This window comes from Nonomuraea sp. NPDC049784 (assembly GCF_040659615.1).
In the GTDB taxonomy this organism is placed as follows: Bacteria; Actinomycetota; Actinomycetes; order Streptosporangiales; family Streptosporangiaceae; genus Nonomuraea.
This window is the reverse complement of record NZ_JBFAMX010000008.1, coordinates 1-17,707: the sequence shown is the minus strand read 5'-3', so window position 1 is coordinate 17,707 and position 17,707 is coordinate 1. Positions and strand designations below refer to the sequence as shown.

At 69.3% G+C, this 17,707-nt stretch carries 19 protein-coding genes and 1 riboswitch; of the genes, 10 read left to right on the top strand and 9 right to left on the bottom strand.

The window, feature by feature from the left end; translation table 11 throughout:
• Positions 1-39 precede the first annotated feature (39 nt).
• The 3 genes from purQ to purS form a co-directional block, all read right to left on the bottom strand.
• A complete protein-coding gene (gene purQ, locus AB0J09_RS03950) occupies positions 40-720 on the bottom strand; it encodes a phosphoribosylformylglycinamidine synthase subunit PurQ (RefSeq protein WP_360684688.1) in 681 nt (226 codons plus the stop codon).
• Positions 721-949: 229 nt separating this feature from the next.
• Positions 950-1,336, bottom strand: coding sequence for an ATP-binding protein (locus tag AB0J09_RS03945; protein WP_360684844.1), 387 nt, complete (start codon positions 1,334-1,336; stop codon positions 950-952).
• Between the two features lie 219 nt (positions 1,337-1,555).
• A complete protein-coding gene (purS, locus tag AB0J09_RS03940; protein ID WP_360684685.1) occupies positions 1,556-1,801 on the bottom strand; it encodes a phosphoribosylformylglycinamidine synthase subunit PurS in 246 nt (81 codons plus the stop codon).
• A gap of 227 nt (positions 1,802-2,028) precedes the next feature.
• Between purS and pdhA the strand changes: the two genes are divergently transcribed.
• From pdhA to AB0J09_RS03920, 4 genes are all read left to right on the top strand, one after another.
• Positions 2,029-3,120 carry a pyruvate dehydrogenase (acetyl-transferring) E1 component subunit alpha gene (pdhA, locus tag AB0J09_RS03935; RefSeq protein ID WP_360684682.1) on the top strand — a complete coding sequence of 364 codons (1,092 nt, stop codon included), beginning with the start codon at positions 2,029-2,031 and terminating at the stop codon, positions 3,118-3,120.
• 60 nt (positions 3,121-3,180) lie between these two features.
• On the top strand, positions 3,181-4,161 hold the full coding sequence (locus tag AB0J09_RS03930) for an alpha-ketoacid dehydrogenase subunit beta (protein ID WP_360684679.1): 981 nt from the start codon (positions 3,181-3,183) through the stop codon (positions 4,159-4,161).
• A gap of 11 nt (positions 4,162-4,172) precedes the next feature.
• A complete protein-coding gene (locus AB0J09_RS03925) occupies positions 4,173-5,630 on the top strand; it encodes a dihydrolipoamide acetyltransferase family protein (protein ID WP_360684676.1) in 1,458 nt (485 codons plus the stop codon).
• Between the two features lie 131 nt (positions 5,631-5,761).
• Positions 5,762-6,055 carry a Dabb family protein gene (locus AB0J09_RS03920; RefSeq protein ID WP_360684673.1) on the top strand — a complete coding sequence of 98 codons (294 nt, stop codon included), beginning with the start codon at positions 5,762-5,764 and terminating at the stop codon, positions 6,053-6,055.
• On the opposite strand, the gene AB0J09_RS03915 is transcribed toward AB0J09_RS03920, so the two are convergent.
• The 3 genes from AB0J09_RS03915 to AB0J09_RS03905 all read right to left on the bottom strand — a co-directional run bounded on the left by AB0J09_RS03915 (position 6,052) and on the right by AB0J09_RS03905 (position 9,135).
• On the bottom strand, positions 6,052-6,276 hold the full coding sequence (locus AB0J09_RS03915; protein ID WP_349454212.1) for a hypothetical protein: 225 nt from the start codon (positions 6,274-6,276) through the stop codon (positions 6,052-6,054). The genes AB0J09_RS03920 and AB0J09_RS03915 overlap by 4 nt on opposite strands.
• A gap of 71 nt (positions 6,277-6,347) precedes the next feature.
• Complete coding sequence (locus AB0J09_RS03910) at positions 6,348-7,286, bottom strand: MBL fold metallo-hydrolase (RefSeq protein WP_360684670.1); 939 nt, start codon at positions 7,284-7,286, stop codon at positions 6,348-6,350.
• 43 nt (positions 7,287-7,329) lie between these two features.
• Positions 7,330-9,135: an acyl-CoA dehydrogenase gene (locus AB0J09_RS03905; RefSeq protein WP_360684667.1), complete on the bottom strand. Its 1,806-nt coding sequence runs from the start codon at positions 9,133-9,135 to the stop codon at positions 7,330-7,332.
• Positions 9,136-9,237: 102 nt separating this feature from the next.
• Here AB0J09_RS03905 and AB0J09_RS03900 point away from each other — a divergent pair, with 102 nt between their 5' ends.
• The 3 genes from AB0J09_RS03900 to AB0J09_RS03890 all read left to right on the top strand — a co-directional run bounded on the left by AB0J09_RS03900 (position 9,238) and on the right by AB0J09_RS03890 (position 10,882).
• Positions 9,238-10,035 carry a methyltransferase domain-containing protein gene (locus AB0J09_RS03900; RefSeq protein WP_360684664.1) on the top strand — a complete coding sequence of 266 codons (798 nt, stop codon included), beginning with the start codon at positions 9,238-9,240 and terminating at the stop codon, positions 10,033-10,035.
• Positions 10,036-10,060: 25 nt separating this feature from the next.
• Positions 10,061-10,119, top strand: a riboswitch (guanidine-III (ykkC-III) riboswitch).
• Positions 10,120-10,151: 32 nt separating this feature from the next.
• A complete protein-coding gene (locus AB0J09_RS03895; protein ID WP_360684661.1) occupies positions 10,152-10,466 on the top strand; it encodes a multidrug efflux SMR transporter in 315 nt (104 codons plus the stop codon).
• Positions 10,467-10,498: 32 nt separating this feature from the next.
• Positions 10,499-10,882: a VOC family protein gene (locus AB0J09_RS03890; RefSeq protein WP_360684658.1), complete on the top strand. Its 384-nt coding sequence runs from the start codon at positions 10,499-10,501 to the stop codon at positions 10,880-10,882.
• 29 nt (positions 10,883-10,911) lie between these two features.
• Here the strand turns inward: AB0J09_RS03890 and AB0J09_RS03885 are convergent, their stop codons facing one another.
• Positions 10,912-11,361, bottom strand: a complete 450-nt coding sequence (locus AB0J09_RS03885; protein ID WP_360684655.1) for a hypothetical protein — start codon at positions 11,359-11,361, stop codon at positions 10,912-10,914.
• 76 nt (positions 11,362-11,437) lie between these two features.
• Between AB0J09_RS03885 and AB0J09_RS03880 the strand changes: the two genes are divergently transcribed.
• On the top strand, positions 11,438-11,902 hold the full coding sequence (locus AB0J09_RS03880; RefSeq protein ID WP_360684652.1) for a GNAT family N-acetyltransferase: 465 nt from the start codon (positions 11,438-11,440) through the stop codon (positions 11,900-11,902).
• Here the strand turns inward: AB0J09_RS03880 and AB0J09_RS03875 are convergent.
• On the bottom strand, positions 11,881-12,423 hold the full coding sequence (locus tag AB0J09_RS03875; protein ID WP_360684649.1) for a helix-turn-helix transcriptional regulator: 543 nt from the start codon (positions 12,421-12,423) through the stop codon (positions 11,881-11,883). The two genes, AB0J09_RS03880 and AB0J09_RS03875, sit on opposite strands and share 22 nt — an antisense overlap.
• Positions 12,424-12,494: 71 nt before the next feature.
• Between AB0J09_RS03875 and AB0J09_RS03870 the strand changes: the two genes are divergently transcribed.
• Positions 12,495-13,259, top strand: coding sequence for a hypothetical protein (locus tag AB0J09_RS03870; protein WP_360684646.1), 765 nt, complete (start codon positions 12,495-12,497; stop codon positions 13,257-13,259).
• Here the strand turns inward: AB0J09_RS03870 and AB0J09_RS03865 are convergent.
• On the bottom strand, positions 13,237-15,252 hold the full coding sequence (locus AB0J09_RS03865) for a molybdopterin oxidoreductase family protein (RefSeq protein ID WP_360684643.1): 2,016 nt from the start codon (positions 15,250-15,252) through the stop codon (positions 13,237-13,239). The two genes, AB0J09_RS03870 and AB0J09_RS03865, sit on opposite strands and share 23 nt — an antisense overlap.
• 204 nt (positions 15,253-15,456) lie before the next feature.
• On the opposite strand from AB0J09_RS03865, the gene AB0J09_RS03860 reads away from it, so the two are divergent.
• On the top strand, positions 15,457-17,707 hold a 2,251-nt coding region (locus tag AB0J09_RS03860), incomplete at its 3' end, for a lysylphosphatidylglycerol synthase transmembrane domain-containing protein (protein ID WP_360684640.1).

Genomic DNA, 17,707 nt, shown 5'->3' with positions numbered 1-17,707 from the left:
ACTTGTCCACTGTGTTGATTGGTCGCTCGCTCCGCTCGCTCATACGTTCACCAGCTTCTTGAGGATGGAGGAGAAGAACCCGAGCCCGTCGGTGCTCGGGGCGCCGACCAGCTCCTCGACCGCGTGCTCCGGGTGCGGCATGAGGCCGACCACGTTGCCCGCCTCGTTGCGGATGCCCGCGATGTCGTTGAGCGAGCCGTTGGGGTTGCCGATGTAGCGGACGACCACGTGACCGCCCGCTTCGAGTGCCGCCAGCGTGTCGTCGGAGGCCACGTAGCGGCCCTCGCCGTGCTTGACGGGCAGCACGATCTCCTGGCCCTGGCCGAACGAGCTGGTCCACGCCGTCGCGGTCTGCTCGATCCTGACCTTCTGGTCGCGGCAGACGTAGTGGAGCGAGCCGTTGCGGGTCAGCGCGCCGGGCAGCAGGTGGGCCTCACAGAGGATCTGGAACCCGTTGCACGTGCCGAGCACGGGCAGCCCCGCCCTGGCCGCCGGGATGAGCTCCTCCATGAGCGGCGCGAACCGCGAGATGGCGCCGCAGCGCAGGTAGTCGCCATAGGAGAAGCCGCCGGGCAGGAAAACGGCGTCGACCCCCTTCAGGTCGTGGTCGGCGTGCCACAGCGGAACCGCCTCAGCGCCTACGAGGCGCACGGCTCTGGCGGCGTCCTGGTCGTCGAGAGTTCCTGGAAACGTGACTACGCCCACACGGGCAGCGCTCATGACAGTCGTCCCCTCCGAGGAATGCGCGCGCACGCGCCACCGTCTGTCGGACGGCAGCGGTGTACTCAGGTTATCGGGTGCTGTCGCGTGGTCCGCATCGGCTCGTGGGTCCGGCGGACGTGCGAGGGAAGGCGACGGCTCCCCAGCGACCGAGCCGCCTCCGCGAAGTGGAGGCCATGAACACGGCTTTCCAGCGACCGAGCCCGCCTCTGCGGGGCCATGGACGCAGTCAGACGGCTGCGAGCTCGCGGGGACGGGCATCGGCCTCGTCGTCCCAGGCGAGCTGCTTGCGCAGGTGGACCGTGGTGCCGCGGCCGGGCGTGACGCCGAAGGAGATCTCGTCGACCACGGAGCGCATGATCAGCAGGCCGCGGCCGTTCTCTGTGTCAGGCGGGGGGAAGTGCAGCGGCATCGTCGGCAGACCCTCGCCGTTGTCCGCGACGCGTACGTCGCAGCGACCGTAGCCGATTGCCGCGGTCACCTCGTAGCGGTTGGCGGGACCCCCGTGCCGCACCGCATTGGAGCACGCCTCGGAGACGGCGAGCAGCATGTCGGCGATGCACGTCTCGCTCACGTTCAGTGAACGCATGGCATCGCCTAGCACTCGCCTGACCATCGGTATGCCGATCGCATCCCGAGGCAGTGCCAACGAGAACTCAATATCCACCGGACTCCTCCGGGCGCCAGAATGTCACCTGGAGTAGGTTTCCCTGTGAAAACGGGGCTAACCGCAAAATCACCCTGTTGTTATTTAGTGTTGGCATGCCCGTGGCATTGTGGCATGTCCGAACCGGGCTTTAACCGGCCAGGGGGAAATCCAGGGACCTAATCTCCCTTACTCCTCAACCCGGACGCTGTAGTCCTCGATCACGGTGTTGGCCAGCAGGGTCTCGGCCATCTTACGGACCTCGCCGAGCGCCGTCTCGTCGGCGGGGCCGTCGAGCTCGATCTCGAAGCGCTTGCCCTGGCGCACGGCCGCCACGCCGGAGAAGCCGAGCCTGGGCAGCGCCCTGGCGATCGCCTGGCCCTGCGGGTCGAGGATCTCGGGCTTCAACATGACGTCCACGATGACGCGGGCCACTGCGTTCCTCCTGGATGCGGTGGGTGACTGGGAAGCACAGCCTACCGGCGCGTGTGGCTGACGACACAACGGGAACGGGGAGGGCATGGGGCTTGCGCGGAGGGTTGTGATGTCTGCCACCATGGCCCCAAACGCGTACGAACCACCACCAGATGGTTCTTCGCATGGACGGCTGGCCTAAGGTGGCAACCCCATCGAGACCTGCCCCGACGATGCACAGGAGTGGCATGACAGCCGAAGCCTCTCAGGGTGCTACCGCACCTCCGGAGCTCGTCCAGCTGCTCACCCCCGAGGGCGAGCGGGTCGAGCACCCCGACTACGACATCGACCTGACCGACGAGGAAGTCCGATCGCTCTACCGCGACCTGGTCCTCGTCCGGCGCATCGACCTGGAGGCCGTGGCGCTGCAGCGCCAGGGTGAGCTGGGCATCTGGGCCTCGCTGCTGGGCCAGGAGGCGGCCCAGATCGGCTCGGGCCGCGCGTTGACCGATGCCGACATGGCCTTCCCCACCTACCGTGAGCACGGTGTGGCGTGGTGCCGCGACGTGGACCCGGTGAAGCTGCTGGGCCTGTTCAGAGGCGTGAACCACGGGGGCTGGGACCCCAAGGAGCACAACTTCCACCTCTACACGATCGTGATCGGCAGCCAGACCCTCCACGCGGTCGGTTACGCCATGGGCATCCAGCGCGACGACGCGAACGCCGCCACGATCGTCTATTTCGGCGACGGGGCCACCTCGCAGGGCGACGTGAACGAGTCGTTCATCTGGGCCAGTGTGTTCAACGCGCCGATCGTGTTCTTCTGCCAGAACAACCAGTGGGCCATCTCCGAGCCCCTGGAGAAGCAGACCCGCATCCCGCTCTACCGCCGTGCCTCGGGCTTCGGCTTCCCCGGGATCAGGGTGGACGGCAACGACGTGTTCGCCTGCCTGGCGGTGACCAGGAAGGCCCTGGAGGCCGCCCGCACCGGCCAGGGGCCCACGCTCATCGAGGCGTTCACGTACCGGATGGGCGCCCACACCACCACCGACGATCCGACGCGCTACCGCGTGGCCAGCGAGCTGGAGGCGTGGAAGCTCAAGGACCCGATCGAGCGGGTCAGGTCGTACCTCTTCAAGAACGAGCACGCCGACCAGGCGTTCTTCGACTCCGTCGACGCCGAGGCCGACCAGCTCGGAGCCGACCTGCGCAGGCGCTGCCTGGCCATGCCCGACCCCGGCCCGCTCGACATCTTCGACCACGTCTACCGCGAGCCCCACGCCCTGATCGACCAGGAGCGAGCCCAGTTCGCCGCGTACCTGGAGGGGTTCCGTGACTGAGCGAAGCGAAGGCACCAATAAACACAGCATGACTGTCATGAGGCCGACGAAGGAGGCGTCATGACGATTTTGAGCTTGTCGAAGGCGCTCAACGAGGGCATGCGCAAGGCCATGGAGGACGATCCCAAGGTTCTCATCATGGGCGAGGACGTCGGCAAGCTGGGCGGCGTCTTCCGTGTCACGGACGGCCTGCAGAAGGACTTCGGCGAGGACCGCGTCATCGACACGCCGCTGGCCGAGTCGGGCATCATCGGCACCGCGATCGGGCTGGCGCTGCGCGGCTACCGGCCGGTGTGCGAGATCCAGTTCGACGGGTTCGTCTTCCCGGCCGCCGACCAGATCATCACGCAGCTCGCCAAGATGCCGATGCGCTCGCTGGGCGCGATCAAACTCCCCGTGGTCGTACGCATCCCGTGCGGCGGCGGCATCGGCGCGGTCGAGCACCACAGCGAGTCGCCCGAGGCGTACTTCACCCACACCGCCGGGCTGCGCGTCGTGGCCTGCTCCAACCCGGCCGACGCCTACACCATGATCCAGCAGGCCATCCGCAGCGACGACCCGGTGATCTTCTTCGAGCCCAAGCGTCGCTACTGGGAGAAGGCCGACATCGACACCTCCTCCACCGACTGGTGGCCGTCGCTGCACGCCGCCAAGGTCGTCCGCCCGGGGACCGACGTCACGTTGCTGGCCTACGGTCCCATGGTCAAGACCTGCCTGGAGGCGGCCAAGGCCGCCGAGGACGACGGCCGCTCGCTCGAGGTGGTCGACCTGCGCTCGCTCAACCCGCTGGACGAACCGCTCGTGATGGACTCCGTCCGCCGTACCGGGCGGGTGGTGGTCGTCCACGAGGCCCCGGTCAACAGCGGGTTCGGGGCCGAGCTGGCGGCCAGGATCACGGAGCAGTGCTTCTACCACCTGGAGTCGCCGGTGCTCCGGGCCGGTGGCTTCTCCACTCCCTACCCTCCGTCACGGCTGGAGGAGCACTACCTGCCCGACCTGGACCGGGTGCTCGACGCCGTCGACCGGGCATTCGGGTACTGAGGGGGGTTGTCATGCGACGCGAGTTCAAGCTCCCCGACGTCGGTGAGGGGCTGACGGAGGCCGAGATCGTCCGCTGGCACGTCAAGGCGGGTGACCCGGTCAAGGTCAACCAGATCGTCGTGGAGATCGAGACGGCCAAGTCGATCGTCGAGCTGCCGATCCCATGGGACGGGGCGGTGACGGACCTGTTGGCCGACGAGGGCCAGACGGTCGACGTCGGCGCCCCCATCATCGCCGTCGACACCTCCGAGGCGGGCGCCTCGGAGGAGGTCAAGGCGCTGGCCGACGACATGGTGCCCAAGCCGCCGGCGGAAGGAGCCGTCGAGCCGGGCGCCCACGGCAGCCCTGCCCCCAAGGAGGAGCGCCAGGCGGTCCTGGTCGGCTACGGCGTGAAGACCGGCGCCACCAAGCGCCGCCCCCGCAAGCGCCAGGCGACCGGCGTCCCGGCCGGCCCGTCCCGCGTGGAGGTGGACGGCCGCCAGGCCCCGGCCCCCACGCCACCGCCCGCCACGACTCCGCCCACCGCCACCACTTCCGGCGCCGGGCCGGCGGGACGCGGTACGGCGGAGGGCGGTGCGACCCGCACGGACGTCAACCGGATCTCCGTCCTGGCCAAGCCACCGGTCCGGAAGCTGGCCAAGGATCTCGGCATAGACCTGGCCGGCATCAACGGCACCGGCCCCCAGGGCTCCATCACCCGCGAGGACGTCCACGCAGCGGCGGAGACCGAGGAGGCCGTGGCAGTAGAGGCCGTGGCGGTAACTGAGCGGCCGGAGGAGCGCATCCCCATCAAGGGCGTGCGCAAGATGACCGCCCAGGCCATGGTCGCCAGCGCCTTCACCGCCCCCCACGTCACCGAGTTCCTCCAGCTCGACATGACGAACACCATGGAGACGGTCCAGCGCCTGCGCACCTTCCAGGACTTCGCGGAGGTCAAGGTCTCCCCGCTGCTCCTGGTGGCCAAGGCGGTGCTCACCGCCATCAAGCGCCACCCAATGATCAACTCATCGTGGGACGAGGCGGCCCAGGAGATCGTGGTCAAGCGCTACGTCAACCTGGGGATAGCCGCAGCCACCCCCAGGGGCCTGGTGGTGCCCAACGTCAAGGACGCCCACGCCCTGTCGCTCCCCGACCTGGCCAAGCAGCTGGCCCAGCTCACGGAGACGGCCAGGGCAGGCCGCACCCAGCCGGCCGAGATGGCGGGCGGCACCTTCACCATCACCAACGTGGGCGTCTTCGGCATCGACGCCGGCACCCCGATCCTGAACCCCGGCGAGGCGGCCATCCTGGCCTTCGGCCAGGTCAGGGACATGCCATGGGTGGTGGACGGCGAACTGGCGGTACGCAAGGTGACGACCCTCGCCCTCTCGTTCGACCATCGCATCGTGGACGGCGAGCTGGGCTCGCTCTTCCTGCGCGACGTGGGCGCCATGCTGGAGGACCCGCTGCACATGCTGGCCTGGAGCTAACCGGGCAAGAACCACGGCGACCGCCGGGAGGACCCCTCCCCCGGCGATCGCCGTAGGCCCGGGACACCCGCACCCACCACGTACAGAGTCACGTCGGACCGGTTTGATACACCGCCGATAAGATTGATCGCATGATTCGCCACATCGTGCTGTTCACCTGGGCCGACGCCGCCACCGACGAGCAGAAGGAGACGGTGACGGCCGAGCTGCGCAAGCTGCCCGGCGTCATTCCCCAGCTCCGCTCCTACACGGTGGGCGCCGACGCGGGCATCAACCAGGGCAACCACGACTACGGGATCGTGGCCGACTTCGACAGCGTCGACGACTACCTGGTCTACCGCGACCACCCGCAGCATCAGGCGGTGATCGCCCAGTACATCAAGCCGATCGTGGCCTCGCGCGCCGCGGTGCAGCTGAGCCTCTAGATCTCCGGCGGGTTGTTCTCGCGGCGCATCAGCCTGTCATCGGACGTGCGCCCCCTCCTGGGGGCCAGCACGATGCTCAGCACCACGCCGATGCCGCCGACGATCATGAAGATGAGCCCGACGACGTCCATGTGGACACTCTTGCCGAACACATCGGGCTCGATCGCGAACCTCAGGATGGCGCCAAGCGTGAGGAAAAAGATGCTGACCCCGACACCCATGACGACCTCCACGCAAACGGCGAGTACAGCCACGGTCATACCCGGCTATCGGTGATCACACCCGTGGCTTCTCAGGCGAGGCACGACAGCGGCTGGCCGCCGTTGTAGGTGATCATGTCGAGCACGGCGGCGACCAGGTCGATCGGGGCGCCGAGGGGCTGCCCGTCGAGCTCGGCGTACGCGCGGTGCAGGTTGCCCACGATGCGCTCGGAGTCGAGCAGCCCGCCCCACTCGCCCAGGTCGGCCTCCCTGGCCGCGTCCAGAGGCGACAGCCCCGCCGCCCGGCCGCGCTCGGCTACCTCCTGTACGAACCGCAGGTAGCCCTCCACCCGGTCGTACACCTCCGGCCCGCACACCCCTCCGTGCCCCGGCACGATCATCTCCGCCCCCAGCTCCCTGAGCTGGTCGAGGGCGTCCAGCGCCCCGGTCACCGAGCCCATCAGCACGAACGGCGTGCCGCCGTTGAACACGAGGTCGCCGGAGAACAGCAGCCGCCGCTCGGGAATCCACACGTACGAGTCGTTCGTGGTGTGGGCGGCGTGGCCGACGTGCCTGACCTCGCACGGCAGGTCGTCGGAGTACACGGTGATCCGGTCGGTGAAGGTGAGGAAGGGCGGCGCCACCTCCATCTCGCCCCAGTCCACCTCGGGCGACCACGCGGCGCGGTAGGCCGGGACACCGTCGGCCAGGACCTGCTCGCGCACGCCCTCGTGGCCGACGATCGTGGCCTCAGGGAAGAGCCAGTTGCCGAACGTGTGGTCGCCGTGGTGGTGGGTGTTGATCAGCGTGGTGATCGGCCGGTCGGTGACCTTGCCGATGGCCTCGCGGAACGCCCGCGTACGGCGCTCGGTCGAGCAGGCGTCGACACAGATCACGCCGCGCCGCCCGGCCAGGAAGCCGGTGTTGTTGATCCACCAGCTTCCGTCGGGCTGGATGTAGGCGTAGACGCCGTCGGACACCTCCTGGACCCGGGGAGGCGGCAGGGGGTGGTCGTGACTGCTCGAGCTCATGCCGCGACGGTACCCGTACGGGCCCCGTCGCGGCAGGGGACCCCTAGAAGGCCTCCTCGGGAAGCTCCATGAGCTCCTGGCCGGTGGAGTCGACCACGCGCCGCTCGGCCGCCAGCCGGGGCAGGACGGTCTTGGCGAAGAACGAGGCCGCCGCGACCTTGCCCAGGTAGAACGGGTCCTCGCCCTCGGCGAGCTTCTCCAGCGCCACCTCGGCCTGGCGCAGCAGCAGCCAGCCGATCACCAGGTCGCCCAGTGCGAGCAGGAGCCTGGTGGTGTTCAGCCCGACCTTGTACACCTCGGCCGGCGTCTCCAGCGAGGACAGCGCCCAGCCGGCCATGGTGTCGCCCATGGCCTTGACCTCGGCGGCGGCTTCGGCGAGCAGCTTGCGCTCCTCCTTCAGCCGGCCGTTGCCCGCCTCCGAGCCGGCGAACTCGCCGATCTCGGCCAGCAGCGACCCGACCGCGGCGCCCTGGTTGCGCAGGATCTTCCTGAAGAACAGGTCGAGGCCCTGGATCGCGGTCGTGCCCTCGTACAGGGAGTCGATCTTGGCGTCGCGGATGTACTGCTCGATCGGGTAGTCCTGCAGGTAGCCCGAGCCGCCGAGGGTCTGCAGCGAGCGGGAGAGCAGTTCGTACGACCGCTCGGAGCCCACGCCCTTGACGATGGGCAGCAGCAGGTCGTTCATGTCGTGGGCGTGCCGGTCGTCCGGGTTGACGAGCAGGGTGTCCTGGAACGTGGCCGTGTAGAGCACCAGGGCCCGCATGCCCTCGGCGTACGACTTCTGCAGCATGAGCTCGCGCCGCACGTCGGGGTGGTGCGTCACGGTCACGCGCGGGGCGCTCTTGTCGGCCGTCCGGGTCAGGTCCGCGCCCTGCGCGCGTGCCTTGGCGTACTCCAGCGCGTTCAGGTAGCCGGTGGAGAGCGTGGCGATGGCCTTGGTGCCGACCATCATGCGGGCGTGCTCGATCACCATGAACATCTGCCTGATGCCCTCGTGCACGTCGCCCACGAGGTAGCCGATCGCCGGGTGCTTGTCGCCGAAGGTCAGCTCGCACGTGGTGGAGACCTTCAGGCCCATCTTCTTCTCGACGTTCGTGACATAGGCGCCGTTGCGCTCGCCGAGCTCGCCGGTCTCCACGTCCACGAGGAACTTCGGCACCAGGAACATCGACAGCCCCTTGGTGCCGGGACCGTGGCCCTCGGGGCGGGCCAGCACGAGGTGGAAGATGTTCTCGGCCATGTCGTGCTCGGCGCTGGTGATGAAGCGCTTGACGCCCTCGATGTGCCAGCTGCCGTCCTCCTGCCGCACCGCCTTGGTACGCCCGGCGCCCACGTCGGATCCGGCGTCCGGCTCGGTGAGCACCATCGTGGCGCCCCAGTTGCGCTCGATGGCGAGCTCGGCGAAGCGCTTCTGCTCCGGCGTGCCGACCTTCCAGAGCGTGTAGGCGAAGTTGGGGCCCGCCGCGTACATGTAGAGCGCCGGGTTCGAGCCGAGCACCAGCTCGGCCGCGGCCCAGGCCAGGCTCCTCGGGATGCCCGGGCCACCGAGCTCGGCGGGCAGGTCGAGGCTCGCCCAGCCGCCGTCGACCAGCGCCTTGAACGACTTCTTGAAGCCCTCGGGAACCGTCACGGAGCCGGTCGCCGCGTCGAACACGGGCGGGTGCCTGTCGCCCTCCTCGAAGGAGTCGGCGAGGACACCGGTGGACAGCCTGTTGAGCTCGTCCAGGATGCCGCGGGCAACGTCCTCGTCCACATCCGCGAAGGGCCCTGTGCCGAGGATCTCGCGCCTCCCGAACACCTCGAAGAGGTTGAACTCCAGGTCACGAACGTTGCTCTTGTAGTGGCCCATGGGTGTCGATCTCCTTGAACCGAGGTTTCTGTACTGGTGAGTAACCTTACTCTGAAATGCTACCCGCGGGTAACCCGGGCCATGCATGGCATGCTGCTCTCCATGGACGCCGAAGAACTCGCCGCCAGATGGCGAGAGCGACTGGAATCCTGGGCCATCCCCGCCGAGATCATGGCCAAGGCTCCCGCTGATCCGTGGGGTCACTCGCCCGAGCGGTTCGGCGCCCGTACCGACAGGGCGCTCGCCGAGCCCGACGACGGGCCCACCATGACCCGGCTCTCCGAGGCGCTGCCCGACAAGGGCACGCTGCTCGACGTCGGCTCGGGCCCAGGCGCGGCGTCGCTGCCGCTGCACGAGCGCATCGGCCACCTCTACGCGGTCGACTCCTCGGCGCCCATGCTGGAGGGGCTGGCGGCCAGGGCGGAGAAGCTCGGGGTGCCGCTCACGGCGATCGAGGGCCGCTGGCCCGACGTGGCCGACCAGGTGCCCGTGGTCGACGCCGCCGTCGCCGCGCACGTGGTCTACAACGTCCCCGACCTGGCGGACTTCCTGCGCGCCCTCGACGCCCGCACGCAGGGGCGGGTGGTGCTGGAGTTGCCCCACCGCCATCCCATGAGCTGGATGACGCCGCTGTGGGAGCACTTCCACGGGGTGGACCGGCCGGTGCGGCCCATCGCCGAAGACTGCGTGGCGCTGGCGGCGGCACTCGGCTACGCGGTCCAGGTGGAGGAACGGGAAGCGCCCCTGGAACGATTCACGTCGCTGGAGGAGCTGGCGAGGAGCGTGTGCCGCCGGGTGTGCCTCGACCCGTCAAGGGCGCAGGAGGTGGCGGATACCGTGCTGGCGCTGGGCATGTGGCCGGTGCCCCGCGACCGGTGGGTCACCATCTGGTGGGAATGACCCCACTGAGCGCCGTGTTCTTGTAGATGAGCTGACAGCTCCCGGACGAGACGCGCCGTACCCGGAACGCCAAGACGACGCATCCGCAACAGCCTCGTCTCAAGGGAGTTCGGATCATGGCGTGGATCGTCCTCGTGCTGGCCGGCGTCTTCGAAGTCGCCATGGCCCTTTCGCTCAAGCTCAGCAACGGGTTCAGCAATGTGTGGTGGGCGCTGTCGTTCTTCGTGACGGCCGTCCTGAGCTTCGGTCTGCTCTCGTACGCGCTCAGAACCCTCGAGGTCGGCACCGCGTACGCCGTCTGGACCGGCGTCGGCGCGGCGGGCACCGCGGTGCTCGGCATGATCGCCATGGGTGACCAGGTCTCGTTGCCGCGCCTCATCTCGATCGCGCTGATCCTGATGGGGGTCGTCGGGCTGCGGCTACTCGCTTGACGGCGCGGGCCACCCCCGGCTTAGGTGGCTGCGTGATTGAAATCCATGCCGTCACCATCGACGCCGCCGACCCGTACGAGATCGCCAGCTGGTGGAGCAAGGCGACCGGGCTGCCCCTCGGCGAGGGCGACAAGCCGGGCGACGACGAGATCATGCTGCGTACCAAGCAGGACCCGTTCCTGCTGTTCATCCGCGTGCCCGAGGGCAAGACCGTGAAGAACCGGCTGCACCTCGACGTCAACGGGACCGAGGGCAGGACCCGTGACCAGGAGGTCGAGCGGCTGATCGGGCTGGGCGCGACCGTCTTCGACGACCGGCGGCAGCCCGACGGCACCGGCTGGGTGACCATGCTCGACCCCGAGGGCAACGAGTTCTGCGTGTGCCGGAGTCAGGCGGAGAGGGAAGCGCAGAGCTGACCTCACAGCGCTGACTTCGCAGCGCTGACTCACTGGGCGGATCGGGCGCGGCCCTGCATGACGAGCGTCAGGACGCCTGCGATCAGGTAGACCAGCGCGCCGTGCCACAGGGCCTGCACGGCCGAGCCGAAGACCCCCTCGCCGTCGAGCACGAGCTGCACCGGATAGTCCAGCACGGCCGTGATGCCCGCGGGCAACAGGGAGAACCTCCACGGGTGCCGCAACGACCAGAGCCTGGCCTGGCGGGTCACCCGGTCGCCCTCGTCCGGCTTGGCGACCGCGCCGATGGCGGCGATCAGGGCGAACAGGCTGATGCCCAGGCCCAGCGCCCAGACCAGGTCGCCACCGCCCGTGAGCACGCCCAGGCCGAAGCTGGCCGCGGAAACGGCGCCGCCGCCGATGGCGGCGGCCTTCCAAGGGGCGCCGCGGAGTGCGGCGCCCGACAGCGAGATCTCATCGCGTCGGCTGATTTCGTTCATGTCATCCATGCTGCATTTTCCGGACACCCGGGGGCATCGGGGACGGACCCTGAGCTGTCCCTGACATCATTCGGACATGCAGCAAACAGAGAAAGTGCTCTTCCGCCCCGCCCGTAAGGAGGACGTGCCCGCGATCGTGGCGATGCTCGCCGACGACCATCTCGGCGCCACGCGCGAGGGAGACCCGGAGGACGAGCGTTACCTGGCGGCGTTCGAGCGAATCGACGCCAACCCGTACGACGAGCTGATCGTGGCCGAGCAGGACGGCGAGGTGGTCGGCACCATGCAGCTCACGTACCTGGCCGGGCTGTCACGGCTGGGCGCGGAGCGGTGCCAGATCGAGGCCGTCAGGGTCGCCGCCTCCACCCGCGGCCAGGGCCTCGGCCGCCGGATGATCGAGTGGGCCATTGACAGGGCGCGGGAGCGCGGCTGTGCGATCGTGCAGCTCACCTCCGACAAGTCGCGTACGGACGCGCACCGCTTCTACGACAACCTCGGCTTCACGGCCTCCCACGTGGGCTACAAGCTCTCGCTGAGCTGAGCCAGCATCCACCGGCACCAGTCGGCCCGATGCCGCTCGTAGCTCAGTCCGCACCGCAACGTCGCGTAGTTGCCGAATCGGGGATCGCCGAACGCGGGCGGCCCGTCGAATGACGCCTCCTGCCGCTCGTACTCGGCCAGCCGCGCCTCGTGCGCGGCGAGCTGGTCGGCGAACATCCGCCTGACCAGTTCCGGCTCGGCCAGCCACGACGCGTACGTCTTCAGCACCAGCTCGTCTCGCTCCGGCCGCTCGCGCGGCGGCTCGGTGACCCACTCCCGCAGCGCCCGCATGCCCTCGGCCGTCAGGTGGTAGACCTTCCTGCCCTGCGGCCCCGGCCCGTGCTCGGCCTCGAACCCGACCAGCCCGCCCGCGCGCAGCTTCTGCAGCTCAGCGTGGATCTGGCTGTGTCCGGCCGTCCAGAAGTAGCCGATCGGCCGCCGCATGGCCGCGGCGAGGTCATATCCCGTGCGGTCGCCGCGCGCGAGCACGGCGAGAATCGCGAATCCGAGCGTTGAGGTCATGGTTCGCCCAAGGATAAAGTGCTTCCACAACTATGTCAGTTCTGACATAGTCTGCCGGGAAGGGGACAGTCATGCGCGGGTTCATCGGTGTCATGGGGCTCGTGGTGGCGCTGACGGCGTGCGGGAGCGGGGGTACCGCGGGGGCGGCCCCCGCTTCGACTGGCCCCGCCGTCCCCGGCACGAGCGTCCCCAGTGAGAGTGTCTCGGCGAGCACCCCGCCGCCCACGGGCCCCAACGTGTCAGGGTGCTACCACGCGAACGACGGCAAGATCTTCACCTACGACGGCAGCATGCCCGGGATCATCGGGGGCACCGGCTCCGTCGGCGTGGTGATCACTTACGAGCGCCGCGGCACCGTGTGCTCCTGGCGCCCGCTCTTCGACCGCCTCGCTCCCCACTACCGCGTGCTCGTCTACACCAGGTCATCGCAGGCCCTGCCCGAGGACACCGCCGTCGCCATGGCCCGGCGCCTGCTCAAGGAGCGGGGCGTCGAACGCGTCTTCATGCTCGGCGGCTCGATCGGCGCCACCACCGCGGTCCCCGCGGCCCTGCGGCTCGGCCCCAAGGTGGCCGGCGTTGTGGCCGTCTCAGGCCAGATCAGCCAGGAGAACGCCGGCAAACTGACTGTCCCGCTCCTCCAGATCGGCTCAGAGCACGACGGTTACGGCGGCGCCGACGACCTGACGAGATCGCACGACGCCGCCACCAAGGCCCCGGACAACGAGCTGCTGGTCATCCCGGGGGAGAGCCTGCACGCCTCGGCCCTGCTGACCGGCCCTCACTCGAAGCAGGTGCTCGACAAGATCGATGCCTTCATGGCGCGGCACAAGGGCTGATCTCGACCAGGTTGTCGTGGAAGCCGGGGCCCCGGCCCATGTCGCCGTCCCGCTCCGCCACGACCGCGTTCGGGTTGGCGCCGCCTGGGGTGAGCTTCGGCCAGCGGCCCTTCGGCGAGGCCACCACCCCGGGCGCCACGCGGTCGCTGATCTCCACGTCCGCCAGGAACTCCCCGCCGTCGTTGTGGACGCGTACCCGCTGCCCGCCTTCCAGACCGCGCGCCGCCGCGTCGGCCGGATTGACCAGCACCACCGGGTCCTTGGCCCGCCGCCGCAGCTCGGGGTTGTTGCCGAAGGTGGTGTTGAGGAACGTGTGCGAGGCGGGCGTGACCAGCGCCAGCGGGTACGGCGAGCGCCCCCGTGCACGGGCCGTGTGGGGCGGCGTGTACGCCTTGCCCGCCGGAGGGAAACGCAGCTTGCCGGACGGCGTAGGGAAGCCTTCGGCGAACGGCGTGAAGGGCTCGGGGTAGTTCATCCGCACCCAGCCCTCCTTGCGCAGCCGGTCGAGCGTGACGCCCTCCAGCGACGGATGCCCGCTGGAGAGCAGCTCTTCGGCCAGCTCCAGATCCGAGTCGAACAGCGACGGCTCGGTCATCCCCATGTGCGCCGCCAGCCGCCGGAACGTCTCCGTCGTGGACAGGCACTCGCCGGGCGGCGGCACGGCGGGCTCGTTCCACAGCAGGTAAAGGTGTCCGTACCCGGCGTGCAGGTCATGGTGCTCGGTCTGCATGGTCGCCGGCAGCACGATGTCGGCGTAGTCCACGGTGTCGGTCGGGAATTGCTCCATGACCACCGTGAACAGGTCCTCACGGGCGAGCTGCCGCCTGATCGCGTTCGCGTCGGGGCTCGAGCCCGCCGGGTTGGCCGCGTACACCCACAGGCACTTCACGTCGTCGAGCTGAGACGCCAGCTTGGTCATGACCAGGGTGCGGACCGGCTTGGCCAGCAGGTCGTCGCGTGTGTCGATGTCGAAGTGGACGTGGCCGCTGGTCGAGTACGCGATACCGCCGCCGGGGTGGCGCCAGTCGCCGGTGACGCCGGGGATCGCCGCGATCGTGCGCAGCGCGGTGCCCCCGCCCTCGTGGCGCTGGAGGCCCTGGGTGGCGCGGATGGCGGTGGGGCGGGTGTGAGCGAGCCGCATCCCCAGGCTGTGGATGGCCTCGGCGGGGATGCCGGTGATTTCGGCCACAGTCTCGACCGGATATTTGAGGATTTCCTGATGGAAGCCCTCCCAGCCGTCGGTGTGCTCGGCCAGGAACTCCTCGTCCTGTGCGTTCTCCGCCAGCACGATGTTGAGCAGCCCGAGTGCGAGCGCCGCGTCCGTGCCCGGCCTGATCGCCAGGTACTCGTCGGCCTGGTCGGCCGTCCTGGTGCGGATCGGGTCGATGGCCACGACGTGCGCGCCGTTCGCCCGCGCGTCCTGGATGAACTTCCACAGATGGTGGCCGCTGGTCAGCGTGTTCGTGCCCCAGAGCAGGATCAGCTTGGCCAGCGCGAAGTTCTCCGGGTCCATGCCGGCCGCGGTGCCGTTCGTACGGGCCAGGCCGCTGCTGCCGGCCGACGAGCAGATGTTGAGCCAGTGCTTGGAGGCGCCGAGCACGTTCCAGAACCGCCGCCCGGCCACGCCCTCGCAGCCCTGCAGGTAGCCGAGCGTGCCCGTGCCCAGGTAGGGCCAGATGGCCTCGCCGCCGTGCTCCTCGACGATGCCGCGCAGCCGTACGGAGATCTCGTCGAGCGCCTCGTCCCACGTGATGCGCTCGAACTGGCCGGACCCCTTGGGCCCCGTGCGGCGCAGCGGGTAAAGGATGCGGTCGTCCGCCTGCGTGTGCTCCAGGTACCGGTTGACCTTCACGCAGAGGGCGCCTCTGGTGTAGGGCTGGTCGGGGTTGCCGCGTAGTTTGACGGCCTTGCCGTTCTCCACTGTGACGATCCAGGAGCACGTATCTGGGCAGTCCAGTGGACATGCCCCCAAAACCCTCAGTTCACCCGACATGGCTCACAGACTACGTCCCGAACCTGGGATGACGAGAGACACGGAAAGCCGTGTAGCCTGCCCCGTGCGACGACTACGGGGACGATTTAGCAGACTGGAAATCTGGAGATCGTACGGTCGGGCCGGGAAGGTGCAGAATCTCTGTCGGTGGCCGAAATCAGGGAACGAGATGACACGGAGGACCTCACGGAGGGGGATCCAGCCGTGGCAGAGTCACGCGCGGAAAGCGACATCTACGTCGTAGAGCCGCTGCTGCCCCAGCGCCTGCGCCGCCCCTCCGACCTGCTGCGCTTCTTCGCCACGCTTATCACGCTCGCCGCGGCCATCCTGCTCATGCTGGTCGCGAAGCAGACCCTCATCGGGCTCGAGCAGGACGTCAAGGAAGGCGCGCAGCTGGTGCCCCTGCTCAGCAGGGTCGCCGCGTTCCTCGGCGGCGCGGCCGTGCTCATCGTGCCTGCGGCGTTCGCGGTCGAGCGGGTCTTCCACCGCGACGGTCTACGTGTCGCGGAGGGGCTGATCGCCGCGATCGTCGGCATGGCCGGATCGTTCCTGCTCGGGCAGTGGCTCGTGGCGGGCAACGCCGACGATCTCCGGGTGCTGCTGACCGGCGACAGGACGATCGAGCCGCTGAACACGCTGCTCACCTCGGTCGTCGCGTACGCCACCGCCGTCCGCATCTCGCGCCGGCCCACGTGGCGCATGCTGATGTGGACCACGATCGCGCTCTACATCCTCGCGTTCTTCTCCGGCAGGCAGATCACGCTGCCCAGCGCCATCGTGACCGTGCTGGTCGGCATGGCCATCGGCTACGCCACCCTCTACGGCGTCGGCAGCCCCAACACCAGGCCGCCGGGGAGCGCCGTGGTGGCGGCGCTGCGCAAGCTGTCGTTCCCGGTGGTCTCGGCCCGCCGCATCGAGGACGACCACCAGGGCAGCCGCCGCTACGCCATCGGGCTCAAGGACGGCGCCGGCCTCGACGTCACCGTGCTCGACCGCGACCTGCAGGTGGCCGGGCTGCCGTACCGGCTGTGGCGGCGCATCAGGCTCAACTCCGAGACCCGGCGCAAGGCCATCAGGTCGCTACGGGCCGAGCTCGAACGCGAGGCGCTCATGGCGTACGCGGCCCAGGCGGCCGGCGTCAGCACGCCCCGCCTGCTCGGCACCAGCGAGATCGGCACCGAGGCCGCGCTGCTCGCGTACGAGCACATCGAGACGCGTCCGCTCGACGAGGTGCCCGACGAGCAGATCGACGACGACCTGCTCGCCCAGATCTGGGAACAGGTCGAGCTGCTGCAGGTCCAGCGCCTGGCGCACCGGCGCCTCACCGGCGACAGCATCCACCTCGACCGCGCGGGCCACGTCGTGCTGACCGACGCGCGCAGCGGCGAGATCGCCGCCGGAGACCTGCTGCTCAGGCTCGACGTCGCCCAGCTCCTCACCTACCTGGCGCTGCGGGTGGGCCCCGAGCGCTCGGTGCGGACCGCGGCGGCCGCCATGGGCCCGGACACGCTGGCCGCCGCCATGCCGCTGCTCCAGCAGATCGCGCTGGCCCGGGAGACCCGCGCGGCCCTGTCGAAGGCCAAGCACGTGCTGCCCGGCATCCGCGAGCAGATCGTCGCGCTCAAACCGCAGGGCAAGGTCGAGGAGGTACGCCTCGAGCGGTTCAGGCCGCGCACCCTGTTCACGATCATCGCCAGCACGATGGCCGCGTACTTCCTGCTCTCCCAGCTCAGCCGGGTCAACGTCTACGAGGTGGTCACCACAGCCAACTGGGCCTGGTCGGGGCTCGCCCTGGTCGCGTCGTTCGTCAGCTTCGTGGCGGCCGCGCTGATGCTGAGAGGGTTCGTGCCCGAGCACCTGCCGCTCTGGCGCACGGTGCTCGTGCAGTTCGCCTCCTCGTTCGTCAAGCTCGTCACGCCCGCGGCCGTGGGCGGCGTCGCCATCAACACCCGCTACCTGCAGAAACGCGGCATCTCGCCGGCCAGCGCGGTGGCCAGCGTGGGCGCCTCGCAGCTCATCATGCTGGTCTTCCACATCGCGCTGCTGCTGCTGTTCGCGTACATCACCGGCTCCAACACCAACACCTCGTTCACGCCGTCGCGCGGGCTCGTCCTGGTGCTGCTGGCCGTGGCGGTGCTGGTCGTGGTGGTGCTCGGGGTGCCGCCGCTACGCAGGATGGTCACCTCGCGGATGCGCAAGCTCTTCTCGAACGTGCTGCCGCGACTGCTCGACGTGCTGCAGTCGCCGCGCAAGATGGTCGAGGCGTGCGCGGGCACGCTCATGATCACCATCGCGTTCGTGGTCTGCCTGGACGCCTGTGTGGCGGCGTTCGGCGGTGACATCAGCTTCACCGCCGTCGCCGTCGTCTACCTCACGGCCAACGCCATCGGCTCGGCCGCGCCCACTCCCGGCGGGCTGGGCGCGGTCGAGGGCGCGCTCGCGCTGGGGCTGACCG

Bases quoted from the DNA above. Each gene is read 5' to 3' on its own strand.
- purQ (WP_360684688.1), bottom strand. From the start codon at position 720: ATGAGCGCTGCCCGTGTGGGCGTAGTCACGTTTCCAGGAACTCTCGAC.
- AB0J09_RS03945 (WP_360684844.1), bottom strand. From the start codon at position 1,336: ATGGTCAGGCGAGTGCTAGGCGATGCCATGCGTTCACTGAACGTGAGC.
- pdhA (WP_360684682.1), top strand. From the start codon at position 2,029: ATGACAGCCGAAGCCTCTCAGGGTGCTACCGCACCTCCGGAGCTCGTC.
- AB0J09_RS03930 (WP_360684679.1), top strand. From the start codon at position 3,181: ATGACGATTTTGAGCTTGTCGAAGGCGCTCAACGAGGGCATGCGCAAG.
- AB0J09_RS03925 (WP_360684676.1), top strand. From the start codon at position 4,173: ATGCGACGCGAGTTCAAGCTCCCCGACGTCGGTGAGGGGCTGACGGAG.
- AB0J09_RS03920 (WP_360684673.1), top strand. From the start codon at position 5,762: ATGATTCGCCACATCGTGCTGTTCACCTGGGCCGACGCCGCCACCGAC.
- AB0J09_RS03915 (WP_349454212.1), bottom strand. From the start codon at position 6,276: ATGGGTGTCGGGGTCAGCATCTTTTTCCTCACGCTTGGCGCCATCCTG.
- AB0J09_RS03910 (WP_360684670.1), bottom strand. From the start codon at position 7,286: ATGAGCTCGAGCAGTCACGACCACCCCCTGCCGCCTCCCCGGGTCCAG.
- AB0J09_RS03905 (WP_360684667.1), bottom strand. From the start codon at position 9,135: ATGGGCCACTACAAGAGCAACGTTCGTGACCTGGAGTTCAACCTCTTC.
- AB0J09_RS03900 (WP_360684664.1), top strand. From the start codon at position 9,238: ATGGACGCCGAAGAACTCGCCGCCAGATGGCGAGAGCGACTGGAATCC.
- AB0J09_RS03895 (WP_360684661.1), top strand. From the start codon at position 10,152: ATGGCGTGGATCGTCCTCGTGCTGGCCGGCGTCTTCGAAGTCGCCATG.
- AB0J09_RS03885 (WP_360684655.1), bottom strand. From the start codon at position 11,361: ATGAACGAAATCAGCCGACGCGATGAGATCTCGCTGTCGGGCGCCGCA.
- AB0J09_RS03880 (WP_360684652.1), top strand. From the start codon at position 11,438: ATGCAGCAAACAGAGAAAGTGCTCTTCCGCCCCGCCCGTAAGGAGGAC.
- AB0J09_RS03875 (WP_360684649.1), bottom strand. From the start codon at position 12,423: ATGACCTCAACGCTCGGATTCGCGATTCTCGCCGTGCTCGCGCGCGGC.
- AB0J09_RS03870 (WP_360684646.1), top strand. From the start codon at position 12,495: ATGCGCGGGTTCATCGGTGTCATGGGGCTCGTGGTGGCGCTGACGGCG.
- AB0J09_RS03865 (WP_360684643.1), bottom strand. From the start codon at position 15,252: ATGTCGGGTGAACTGAGGGTTTTGGGGGCATGTCCACTGGACTGCCCA.